The 13,475-nt window shown below is 38.7% G+C and carries 3 protein-coding genes; 1 reads left to right on the top strand and 2 read right to left on the bottom strand.

From position 1 onward, the window contains the following. The first annotated feature begins 119 nt into the window (after positions 1–119). A complete protein-coding gene (locus tag QUB13_RS00395) occupies positions 120–392 on the top strand; it encodes a transposase (RefSeq protein WP_333377632.1) in 273 nt (90 codons plus the stop codon). Positions 393–654: 262 nt separating this feature from the next. Here the strand turns inward: QUB13_RS00395 and QUB13_RS00390 are convergent, their stop codons facing one another. Beyond that, positions 655–7,296 (bottom strand): amino acid adenylation domain-containing protein, encoded by a 6,642-nt coding sequence (locus QUB13_RS00390; protein ID WP_333377629.1) that lies wholly within the window; start codon positions 7,294–7,296, stop codon positions 655–657. Positions 7,297–7,562: 266 nt separating this feature from the next. Next, positions 7,563–13,016 carry an ATP-binding sensor histidine kinase gene (locus tag QUB13_RS00385; RefSeq protein ID WP_333377626.1) on the bottom strand — a complete coding sequence of 1,818 codons (5,454 nt, stop codon included), beginning with the start codon at positions 13,014–13,016 and terminating at the stop codon, positions 7,563–7,565. Positions 13,017–13,475 lie beyond the last annotated feature (459 nt).

Here is a 13,475-nt window from a genome sequence, read left to right as displayed (position 1 = left end):
CCGATGTAGAAGTTTGGACAATGGATGAACATAGAGTTGGGCTGAAACCAATAATTTGACGTATTTGGGTAGATGAATCGACAGTACCCGTAGCATCGGTAAATTGGCGATTTAAATGGTTGTGGTTGTATGGCTTCGTTCACCCACAATCTGGAGAAACAAAGGCGTGGATTCTACCTTTTGTGAATACCGAAATTTTTAATCAAGTTTTAGCCGATTTCGCCCAACATTTTGAAGTCGGGGAAAATAAACAAGTCGTATTGACTTTAGATCGAGCTGGATGGCATACCGCTAAAAAACTTGATGTACCGCAGGGCATTCATATTATAGAAATGCCCTCTCACTCTCCAGAACTACAAAGGCGCAGAAAGACTTTGGCCACTTACAAATGAGCCTCTTGCTAATCGAACATTTAAAAATCTTGATGAATTAGAGGAAATTTTATTTAATCGTTGCCAACAATTACTCCAACAGCAAGACTTAGTTCGAGGTTTGACAAATTTCCATTGGTGGCCCCAAGTGGCGGCTTAATTATGGTTATGCTACCGGACATGATATCACTACATATTTATTACTACCGTTTTAGTTTCTACTGTTCGTCAAAATAAGTAGACAATATCTATAATTCTTGGAAGAACATATATATTAGAGGCATTATCTGTAGTCGGCATTTAGAGAATTGGTATAAGGCGCGGTTAGTCTAAACTTCAGTAAGTACGATAAGTAAGTATTTAACAATCTTTCATCTATAGGTGGACAGCTAATGCAGCTACCAACTAAACCATCGATCGCGTTTTGAGAATCAAAGTAAAGACTTGTGATTGTCTGTAAAATTACGGTTTCATTAGAGAAAAGGCTGACCAGTGGATGCAAAGCATTTTCTGGTGAATTTTCAACCGATTTTAATAACTCAAAGTGCCACTGTTTGTAAGGAATGCGTTCGAGTGAGCAGCCAAGAGAGCGAATTGAATCGCAAAGCTGATTCCAAACAATGGGGTGAGGGTTAACTAAATGGAAAGCTTTCCCGACCAATTCTTTTTGCTTGGATAAATGAACGATCGCTTGGCTAACATAATCCACAGGAGTCATGTCTACCATCATGTCTAAATCAGGTGTTTTTCCCATTTGAATGCAACCTATAAGTATTCTGCGGAGCAGATCGGCAGTATTGCAAATACCCGTTTGGCTGTCTCCTGAGATGAATCCCGGTCTATAAATATAAACGGGTAGCCCTCTAGAATGGGCAATCATAACTAATTTTTCAGCTACCCATTTACTTCGATCGTAACCTTCAGAAAGAGTTTCACTATCAGGTAGTTCGTCTTGTTCTCGAACTAATGTATATCCCTCGTAAGTATCCGAGCAAAATACGCCAATGGTAGAAACGAAATGCACGGGTTTTACTTTTATAATGCAGGCTAATCTCAAAACTTCCTGCGTACTGAGAACGTTTACCGCTTTCAATGCAGAGTATGGATAAATCAGATTTGTTGATGCACCATTATGGTAAATTACATCGATTTCGCTTGCCAATGCGTAAAATTGATTTGATGTAAGCCCTAAGAAGGGTTGAGATAAATCTCCTAAAATTGGAATGATGCGGTTGCTGATAGGTTGGTTATCAAGTAAGTAGCGTTCTCGACTTTTTTGGATTCTTTCGATGCCTTGTTCGAGGTTGGATGCTCTTACCAGGCAATAAATATTTGCCTGCGTTTTGTTTAGTAAGTCATTAAGTAAGTGAGTACCGAGAAATCCGGTTGCTCCTGTTAATAAGATATGGGATGGTTCTTTACCCCATTCAAAATTAATATTTTCAGGAGAGATGGTAGGATCTAGAATTGCTTCCCCGTTTAGATTGATAATTTCTTTTTGTGGTGATGTAGAATTGAAATCTGGGCGACTAGCGAGAGCGATCGCATCCGCAATTCCAGCAATAGTCGGTACTTCAAAGAATTGTCTTAGCGATACTTCTACCTGAAAAGCATCTTTCACTTTAAACATTAGCTGAGTAACTTTTAAAGAATGGCCGCCCAAATCGAAAAAGCGATCGTAAACGCCAACTCGATCGATACCGAGAATCTTTTTCCAGATTTCAGCTAACTTTTCTTCCACAGGAGTACGAGGCGCAATGAATGCTGTTTCTAGTTCTTCTCGATTTCCTTCTGGCGCTGGTAAGATTCGTCGATTTACTTTTCCAGAAGGAGTTAAAGGCAGTGCTTCTAAAAATACAAAAGCATTAGGAATCATGTATTCAGGTAACTTTTCTTGCAAAAAGTGCCGCAGTTCGTTGGCAGAATATGCTAACTCTTTGGAGACAACTATATAAGCAACTAAACGCTTGTCGCCCGGTATATCTTCCCTAACAATAACAACAACTCCCAATACATTTGGATGTTGCCCCAATGCAGTCTCAATCTCTCCTAACTCAATCCGAAAACCGCGAATCTTTACTTGGTCGTCCATTCGACCCATATACTCGATGTTACCATCTGGTAAATAGCGGGCTAGATCGCCAGTTTTGTACAGCTTTGAATTTTGAATTGTGAATTGTGAGTTTTCTTCTAATTCAGAGTTCAAAACTAATAACTCATTACTATTTAATGATGGGCTGGCAATAAACCGTTGGGATGTTAAATCTGGTCGGTTGATATAACCATTGGCCAAACTAACACCACCTATGTAAATTTCTCCTAGAATACCAATAGGTACTGGTTGTAATTGTGAATCGAGGATGTGGATTTGAGCATTGGCAATAGGACGACCGATAGAAGGCAATTTAGGCCAGTTTTCAGGTAAACCAGTGAGAGTAAATACCGTTACAACATGACTTTCAGAAGGGCCATATTGATTGTGCAAAGTGCAATCTTTTAGCTGACTAAACCAATTGACGATCGCTCGACTAATTTGTAACTGTTCGCCAGCCGTCATAATTTCTCGCAAACTATGAGGTACGGTTCCTCGTTCCTCAGCAACCTCAGCTAGATGTTGAAGGGCAATAAAAGGAAGAAATAAACGTTCGATCGCTTCATCTTGGAGAAGTTGCAATAAAGCTACTGCATCTTTGCGAATCATGTCTGAAATTAACACCAAAGTGCCGCCAGAACACCAACTGGAAAAACACTCCTGAAAAGAAACATCGAAACTGATGGGGGCAAATTGGAGGGTTTTAGTAGCAGGAAAAGCGAAATTTTGTAATTGCCAATCGATTAGATTTACCAGGGGACGATGACTCATTGCTACCCCTTTAGGTTTGCCTGTAGAACCTGATGTATAGATAACGTAAGCTAAATGGTCGGGCAATACGGCTGTGGTGGGGTTATCTTGCGGGCGTTGGGCGATCGATTTCCAGCCCCGATCTAAACAGATCGCTGGTATCCCATACTCTAATAGTGGCGGCAATAAATTTGCCTGAGTTAGCACTACTGGAACTCCGGCATTTTCCAGCATATAAGCTATCCGTTCTTGCGGATAAGCTGGGTCGAGAGGTAAGTAAGCTGCACCTGCTTTTAGGATGCCCAAAAGTCCGATCGCCATTTCCAGCGATCGTTCTAAGCAGATACCAACTACCGTATCTGGTACAACTCCTAGCGATCGTAAATGATGCGCTAATTGATTCGCCCGTTGATTCAACTCCCGATAAGTGAGTTGCTCCCCCTCAAAGATAACTGCTACCGCATCGGGAGTTCGTTCTACTTGAGTTTCAAATAACTGGTGAACGCACTTATTATGCGAATAATTGACTCCAGTAGCATTCCAATTTATTAACTGCTTTTGTTCGTCAATTGTTAACAAAGACAACTTCAAGATAGACTGGTCTGGGTTGGCAACAATACTTTCCAACAAAGTGATAAAATGTCCAACCATCCGGGAAATAGTAGCAGCATCAAATAAGTCCGTATCGTACTCAAAACGACCGATAATTCCTTCCGTTTTTTCTTCTAGTTGGAGAAACAAATCGCACTTTGACGTACCGATATGAATGTCCATCTGGTTGATTTGCCAATCCGTATAATCAAAGGTTGCAATTGGTGGTTCCAAAATAAACAGCACTTGAAATAATGGATTCTGACCCAGCCTTCTTTCTGGTTGAAGTTCTTCCACCAACTTCTCGAATGGCAATTCTTGGTAAGTATAAGCTCCTAAAGCTACTTCTCTTTCCCTGGAAAGTAACTGTCGGAAACTGGGGAAACCAGAAAGGTCAGTACGTAGGATCAGCGTATTGAGGAAATACCCAATTAATCCTTCAATTTCCGGTCGGTTGCGCCCAGCAGTAACGGTGGCGACGGGAATATCTTCTTGTCCCGAATAGCGGTAGAGCAAAATTTTGAATACCGCCATTAATGTCATGAATAAAGTGACATTTTCCTGACGAGATAAAGCTTTCAGTGCTTCAGTTAAACTCTTGGAAAATGCCAGAGTTTGTATTGCGCCCCGAAACTTTTGAACTGGCGGTCTTGGACGATCGGTGGGCAAATGTAGCGGGGGCAAATCTGCTAATTGCTGTTTCCAGTAAGCTAGCTGTGACTTCAGTAATTCTACTTGTAATTGTTGCCGCTGCCAGTAGGCAAAGTCGGCATACTGAACGATTAATTCGGGCAGGGAGGAGGGTTTGCGATCGCAAATAGCTTCGTAGAGTGTCACCAGTTCGGGAAATAGTACGCTGTATATAGAAACCGCATCTAAAATAATGTGATGTACGGTTATGTATAGTCTGTAATCCGTCTCGCTGAGTTGAATTAGAGTAGCTCTCAACAACAAATCAGAGGTAAGATTAAAAGGTTGCCGTGCTTTTTCTGTTACCAACCGCAAAGCTTCTGTTTCGCGATCGCTTTCTGACGCTATTTCTTGAAGATTAATTAATGGCAGAGGTAAATAGCAACTTGGCTGAACGATCCGAATTGGTTGCCCATCGAAGATAGAAAAGTTGGTTCGCAGAATTTCGTGACGATCGATAATTTGGTTGAAACTTTGTTCTAACGCTAATCGATCGATCGAACTCGGTAAGTAAATTGTAAAGTGTTCGTTATAAAAAGGATTACCCGGTTCCACTTGTGCCAAAAACCACAACTGTTGTTCGCCAAAAGAGAGAGGCAAATTCTGGTTGCGAGAAATCACTTCGATTGGAGAAAGTGGCAACCTTGAGTTTGTTTGAAGTTCTGTTTCTATTTGCTGGGCTAATTCCGCTATTGTGGGTGCTTCAAACAAAGAGCGCAGAGACAATTCTATTGCAAGCGTATTTCGGATGCGAGAGATAACTTGAGCAGCTAGTAACGAGTGTCCTCCGCATTCCAAAAAGTTGTCATGAATCCCAACTTGGTCTAAATCTAAAATTTCCGCCCAAATTCTTGCTATCACTTCTTCAACCGGAGTGCGAGGAGGAACGAAAGGCATTAACTCAAGCTCTCGCTCCCGTTCTAAAACATCTGGGTTATCTACAATATCAGTTACAGAGTCAATATTGCTATTTGTCAGTTTCTTTCTGATTTGTTTCGGTGAAGGTAGCGCTTGACGATCCACTTTTCCGTTGGGAGTTAGCGGCAATTCTTTCAGGATGACAAAGTTAGAAGGCACCATGTATTCAGGCAACTTCTGTTTTAAGAAGTTACGGAGGTTACGGCTAACCGTGCGTTGCAAAAATTTCAGAATTTTCTGTTTTTCTAGGAGATAATCTAAGCTGGTTTGGATGGTAATTTGCTGCGTTGGCGTTAGCTCGAACTGAATCCCCGTTTGCTGTTTTTCTTGCCATACTACTTTACCTTCTACCCACAAAAATTGAGAATTTTCTGGTAGCTGTAGGCGCAAGCGGACGCGACTATATAGCTCTAAAACTTCTGTCATTCCTACTAAGCTAATACCACCTATTGAAATGTCTTCGGTGGTTACTTCTATAGTACGATTACCATCAAATTCAACCAAGCAAGGACTTTGATAAGGTATCCGTTCCGGTATGAGATTAGAGACGATGTAGGCGACTAAACGCTTGTCACCCGGTACGTCTTCGCGTGCGATCGCAACGGCTTGTCGCACATCAGGATGTTGTTGCAGTGATGCTTCAATTTCTCCTAATTCGATGCGGAAGCCGCGAATTTTCACTTGGTGGTCGATGCGACCCAAAAATTCGATATTGCCGTCAGGTAAGTAACGGGCTAAGTCACCAGTTTTGTATAGGCGCGAACCTGATTCGTTGCTAAAGGGGTTGGGAATAAATTTCTCTTGAGTAGTTTCGGGACGGTTGAGGTAGCCTCTTGCTAGTCCCACACCAGCAATGTGGAGTTCTCCAAGAATGCCGATGGAAACGGGTTGGAGATGGCGATCGAGAATATAGATTTGAGTATTATCGATCGCACGACCAATTGGCAGCACGTCCATGCTTTCAAAGCATTGTGCGACTGTAGCGCAGACAGTGGACTCAGTAGGCCCGTAAGCATTAAAGAACCGCCGTCCTCTAGCCCATTGAGCAACCAAATTTGTCGGACATGGTTCTCCCGCGACGATGATATTCTGCAACGCTGGCAACTCCTCACTTGGCAGAGCAGCAAGTGCTGATGGCACGAGAGTAAGATGGGTAATCCCCTGCTCTTGCAATAGTCGCAGTAAAGGTTGTCCCGGTTGCAGCGACTCTCGCGTTCCCAGGCAAAGCCGCGCTCCCGAACACAGAGCCATGACAATTTCCCAAATAGAAGCGTCAAAGCTCAAGGAGGCAAACTGGAGAACGCGGCTATCGGGCTGCACATCAAACAGTTTGATTTGTGCCTGCGCTAGATTGCACAATCCTCGGTGAGCAATGAGAACTCCTTTGGGATTTCCGGTTGAGCCGGAGGTATAGATTACATAAGCTAAGTTCTCTGGTACCACATCACTGATGGGAGGAATTTCGGGCATCACAGAGATTTTTTTCCAATCAGAATCTAGACAAACTACCCGTGCTTGATGTTCTGATAACGAGCCAATCAGTTGTTTCTGAGTTAATAGAACTGGTAGTTGCGAATCATCGAGCATATAAGCGATGCGCTCAGATGGATAGGCAGGGTCTATTGGGACGTAAGCACCACCCGCTTTGAGTACGCCCAGGATTCCTATGATCGTATCAAAAGAACGTTCGACGCAGATGCCTACTAACACTTCTGGCCTTACTCCGAGCGATCGCAGGTAATGCGCCAACTGATTCGCTTTTACATTCAGCTCTCGGTAAGTTAATTTTTGTCCTTCAAAAACCACCGCCACCGCATCCGGTGTACGCTCTACTTGAGATTCAAACAGTTGATGAATAGCTCCACCTTTCAAATGATCGGACATTTGATGTTTCCTCTAAGTAATTATACTAAGTGACTGATTGTCAGCGATTATCTATAACTTTCACTCTGAAGCAATGCTCAACTAAAAGCCTTTGTGTTTAGCGAAAAGCTTGACAGGTTCGAGCTAAGTTTAAAGCTTACTCTTCTGTTCGCTATTTTTTGGATCGGTGCTACTAAATATAGATTACTCCAAATTGAAAAAAATCACAAATTTAGGTAGGAGCGATCCAAAAATATTTACTACCTTCAGAATCAACCAAATAAAATCTACATTAGGGAGCTTGACTTTTGGCGATTTTGCTGATTTACGGGAATCTCAATTATGAACTCCGCACCTTGACCTGGTGCTGAAACGCAGTTCAGTCGTCCGCCATGTTTTTCAACCACAATTTGATAACTAATAGACAACCCCAAACCCGTTCCAGAACCAACGGGTTTGGTTGTGAAGAATGGGTCAAATAGTTTAGTAAGCACTTCTTCTGTTACGCCAGTTCCATTGTCAGCAATCCGTATTCTTATCCAATCGCAATTTATTAGTTCAGTTACGATAAGAATCGTGCTATAATTTTCCTTCATCTGTGTTTGCGATCGATGGCGATCGCGCTGCTCTAACGCATCAATAGCATTAGCAATAACGTTCATAAATACTTGATTTAATTGCCCTGGGTAACACTCTACTAATGGCAGTTTACCATAGTTTTTAATTACCTGAATTGCTGAATTATCTGCCTTTTTATTCAAACGGTTTCGCAAAATTAACAGCGTACTTTCAATACCCTCATGGATATCTACTGATTTGATATCTGCTTCATCTAAACGAGAAAAACTTCTGAGTGACAAAACGATTTCGCGAATACGGGTTGCTCCCAGTTGCATTGAAGAAAACAATTTAGGTAAATCTTCCAATAAGTATTCCAACTCAATTTCTTCAATATAATTTTGAATTTCTGGTTGAGGACTAGGATTGCTGTCTTGGTAGAGAGCAATTAAATGTAATAATTGTTGGCTATATTCGCCAGCGTGGCTTAAATTACCATAAATAAAGTTGACTGGATTGTTTATTTCGTGAGCAACACCAGCAACTAATTGTCCCAAACTAGACATTTTTTCAGTTTGGATAAGTTGTGCTTGAGCTTGCTTTAGTTCATCCAAAGCTTTTTGTAATTTAATTGCTTGATCTTTTGATTTATCATTGTTTTCGCTTAGTTCAAAGGTGCGTTCTTTCACCTTTTCTTCTAGCGTGCGGCTGTATTCTTCTAAATTTTTATAAAGCAAAGCATTTTCTAAAGAAATAACTATCTGCGTCGAAAGGATTTTAACGATTTCTAAACGAGCCGATGTAAATGCCCCAACAGTTAAATTATTCTCCAAATAAATTATGCCAATGAGTTTATTTTGATTGACAACTGGAGCACATAAAATGGATTTAACTTTAGCTTTAAGAATATACGAATCTTTGATAAATATTCCCTCTTTTGCGGCATTATTTAAAACAATATTCTCTTTAGTTCGGGCTACGTAATTTATTAAAGAAACTGGTAACTTTTGGCTAGTATCTATAGAGGTCGATGGCCACAAAGTTATTTTGTCTTGTTCTACAGTACCAGTCGCTTTGAGCGTTAAAATACCATCGGTTTCTAAAACAAGGCAGCTAGTTTGAGCGCCAGCATTTTCCATTAAAACTTTTAGTAATTTATCCAAAAACTTATCAAGTACAATTTCGCCTGCAAGAGCTTGGGATGCTTTGATAATAGTTCCCAAGTCTAAAACATCTGCTTTAGTTCCTATACTAGAAGAACTTGTCGTAACAGTTAGTTCTCGACTAGAAGTTTCATTAGAGGTTAAAGATATTAATTGCGGGTATTTTGATTCCAAATCTTTAATTTTTGCTATTGCTCCCCAACGAACATAGAAATAGTATGACTCTACTAAATATGTTTGAGCTATTTTTTCTCTTCCAAGACTGCGATAAAATTCTGCTGCTTTTTCATTCGCCAGTGCTTCTTCGTGAATATAACCTTGCTCTTTGGCTCCTTGAATTGCTAGATCGTAATATTCCATTGCTGGCAGTATATGCCCTAAAATTTTAGCTTTTTCTGCTTCTACCAAATAATATTTGTGTTCGTAATTCATGGGAGCATATAACGCCCATTTTTTTAATTTAATTTGGTTTAATTCCACTTGTTCTAGATTGACTTGCCGCTCATTTTCTGATACGAACGAACATTGTGCAAGTAAAATCATAGAATAGTAAAAATTTTGTTCACTTGTATGTACTAGAGCAGCCATACAACCAGAATATTGCTCGGCTAGCTTTGCATAACTAACTGCTTCTGCATAATTTTCAAATAAATATAAAAATATTGATTTGGAAAGATACGTAGAAAAAAGTAACGCACCATTATTTGATTCAAGAAAATTAGTTAGCATTACCTTTTCATCAAAAAAATTACCGAGTGTTCTACATTCACTTTCGTCCTTATTTAAAAGTTTTAAAACTAATTGTCGCCAAATTGTAATTCCCAAGCTAAAGTAATTTTGTTTTAAATTTACTAATAGGTTTGTGTAAATAGTTTGTTTAGTACACACTTCATTTAGATTCTCGCCTACAAAAAAAGGATAAACTGAAGTGTAAACTGCCGCGTAACTAGCATACTCTAAATCGCCACTTTCTAAACCATATTGAACAACCTCTTGTAAAGGTTCTATGGTTTCCCTCACATGGCTTACCCAAATTTTAATATGATTATAAAATACTGCATATACTTTCGCTTTAACTTCTTTTGCATTCAATTTTTCTAGTAAATTTATTCCTAAGTTACCAAACTGATATCCGCTTTCAATAGTGTCTGTTGAAATACAAAGGAGCAAGCCATGAAAAGTATAAGCGAAAGTAGATAGTGATGAATTTCCATATTTAATGCAAATATCGATCATCGTAAACACGATCGGTGCTAAAAGTGCTGGATTCATTACATAAGCAGGTGTTATCGCTTTAACTAATATTCGCATGGCTGCAAGTTTATCAGGGTCAGTCATTTCTGGTAAATTGCTTAAATTATCAATATCTAATTCTTCAGGCAATTTTTCAACTAAAGGTTCTCCTAACATTTCCAGCACTAACAACGATGTGTCAAGCGCTGCTTGCATCTGATTGAGAGAAATATAAAATTGAATTTTTATTTCATATATTTTGACTTTTTCTAAAAGCGAAACAGCTTGTTTTAAAACAATATCTCCAAGCAAGGTTGACCTTTCAAAATTACCATTTAAATATTCTACTTCTACTGTTTCTATATACAGCGACACAGTTAATTTATAATTACTATACCAACTATCTTCCGTAAGTAGTTCTAGACCGAAATTTAAGTATTTCTGCGCGAGTTCATAAGCTGCTGCTGCCTTTGCTTTCCGCGCAGACAACAGATTTAATTGAGCTAGTTCTTGTTTGGTTGTTTCACTTATAATTAACTCTATAGCCATATTTAAGTGATTGACAATATCAAAAACTTTCTCTTCTATTTCTGTCGTTTGAGTATTCTTTAGTAGTAGTTGACCGACTTTTAAATGAATTTCTTTTTTTTGCTCTGCTGGAATCAAAGAATAAGCGGCTTGTTGAACGCGATCGTGCAAAAATTTATACTCAATATTTAGAGATAAATTACTTTGTTTTTCTGACTCATCAACTAATGTTAATGATGTATTTAAATCATTAGCTAAAGGAATTTTATAAGCACCGCTTAAAGGAAAAATTAAATCTTCTTGAAGTGCTTCCCAAAGCTCTGTTGCTGTAGATGATAAAGATTTTTCATTGACTATTGCTAGATCGTTTAATGTAAAGGTATTACCAATACAAGCTGCTACTTTTAAAACATTTTGCGTAAAACTAGGAAGTTCTTCAATTTTGTCAACCATTAATTCAACAACATTATCCGTAATTTGAACTTGTTTAATTTGCTGAATATCCCACTGCCAATTACCAGCATTCGGATCGAATGAGAGTAGGTTCTCTTGGTAGAATGTTTTAAGTATTTGAGTTACAAAAAAGGGATTGCCAGCCGTTTTATTAAAGACTATTTCTGCTAAAGGTAAGGCTTTTTCTAATTCGCAGTGAAGCGTGTCTGCAATTAATTCATTAACTTGAACAGTATTTAAAGGTTGTATATCGATCTGATTTACTTTAACTCCAGCTTTTTGAATTTCATTCAAAAGCAACGTCAATGAATGAGCTTCATTCACTTCGTTATCTCGGTAAGCTCCAATTAACAAAAAGTATTGACTATCTAATGACATCATTAGTAGCTGGAGTAATTTTAATGAGGCAGAATCAACCCACTGTAAATCGTCTATGAAAAGAACTAAAGGATGTTTTTTACTGGTAAAAACACCTAAAAACTTTTGAAAGACTAAATAAAATCGATTTTGTGATTCTCCAGATTCTAATTGAGGAATAGGGGGTTGCGACCCCATAATTAATTCGACTTCAGGAATGACTTCAATAATAACTCTGCCATTTGTACCCAAAGCTTTTAATAATTTTTCTTTCCAGATCTGAATTTTTTTTTCACTTTCAGTTAATAGCTGGCGAATCAAGGTCTGAAAAGCTTGAATTAGTGCAGCATAAGGAATACCGCGTTTAAATTGATCGCATTTTCCTGAAGTAAAATAACCCTTTCGCCGCACAATTTGTCGATCGATTTCATTAATCAAGGCTGTCTTGCCGATTCCTGAGTAACCGGAAACAAGTATCATCTCACTCTTACCTTGACTGGTTCTTTCAAAAGCAGCGTTTAGGGTAGCAATTTCTCCATCGCGACCGTAAAGCTTTTGGGGTATTTGAAATTTAGCAAAAACATCATGCTGACCGAGAATGAAATTTTCAATTCTTCCATTAGTTTGTAGTTGAGTTAAACACGCTTCCAAATCTGCCTTAATTCCATAAGCACTTTGATATCTATCCTCAGCAGTTTTAGCTAATAATTTCATCACGATATCAGATACTACTTTCGGGATAGTTGGATCCAGTTCATGCGGTAAAGTGGGTATTTTGGCAATATGACTGTGAACGAGTTCCATCGCATCTGTAGTTTGAAATGGCAACTGTCTAGTCAGCATTTCATAAAATGTGACACCCAAAGAATAAAAGTCAGTACGATAATCAATCGCGCGATTCATCCTACCAGTTTGCTCTGGGGACATATAGGCCAAAGTTCCTTCTAATAGATCGGGATTGCTGGCTAGATATTTTTCTTGCATCAGAAGTGATGCAATTGAAAAGTCTGCGAGCTTTATTTTTAATGTTCGCTGGTTAATAATGATATTATCGGGCTTGATATCTTTGTGTATAATATTTATTTTATGTACTTCTTCTAAAGCTTTAGTTGATCCAATTGCTATTTGCAAAAATACAGATAAATGTATAATTGTATCAGTATTTAAAAAATTTTTCAGTGAATTGCCACCAAAATCTTCTAAAATTATAGCTATATAATTGTTAGATTTTTCTATGCTATAAGCTTTGACAATGCCTTCTGAATCTAAGTTTTTCAGCAATTCATACTGATGTTTAAATACATAAATGTCTTGACTGGAAGGATATGCCTTTTTTAGAATTTTAACAATAACAGGTTGAAGATCTCGAATTCTCCGCGCTCTATAAACCTGGGTCATTAAACTATCGTGAATTTTTTCTAAGTATTCATAACCTGCAATAATAAACATGGCTTTTTCCTAATTGTCAGCAGAAAGTTTATAATTCTTATAATTGTAATTGATTCATCTTAGTTTTGCATCAGTGATTTTACGGTTTCGATCCTGCAACTTAAATATAACTGAACGTGAGTTCGATGGAGTGCGATCGCTTGATTGACATAGTAGATGGGTGGAAGATGGCTTCATTGACGGGTTCTGCGAGAGTGGGGCGCTCGCTTCATTTGTGCTGGCATCAAATCTCAAATGTTGGAGAATTAATAATAAGTTAAAACTGTTAAAATGTAGTGGATTCGGGTTTAGAAATTTTAAAACTTTGAAATCCGATCTTTCCTTTTTTGGCATTTTCCTAAAGATATAGCACTTCTTCAATTGAATAATAGTTCTTAACGAGCCACTTTGCTCTCCAACACTCAGCCAGAAGAAGCTGGATTTTTCTGGCTTTGTACCATTCCTCTATCTGAGCTGGTG

Origin of the sequence: Microcoleus sp. B4-D4, assembly GCF_036705185.1 — a bacterium.
In the GTDB taxonomy this organism is placed as follows: Bacteria; Cyanobacteriota; Cyanobacteriia; order Cyanobacteriales; family Microcoleaceae; genus Microcoleus.
Note: the sequence above shows the minus strand (reverse complement) of the source record. Positions and strands in the feature narration are given on the sequence as shown.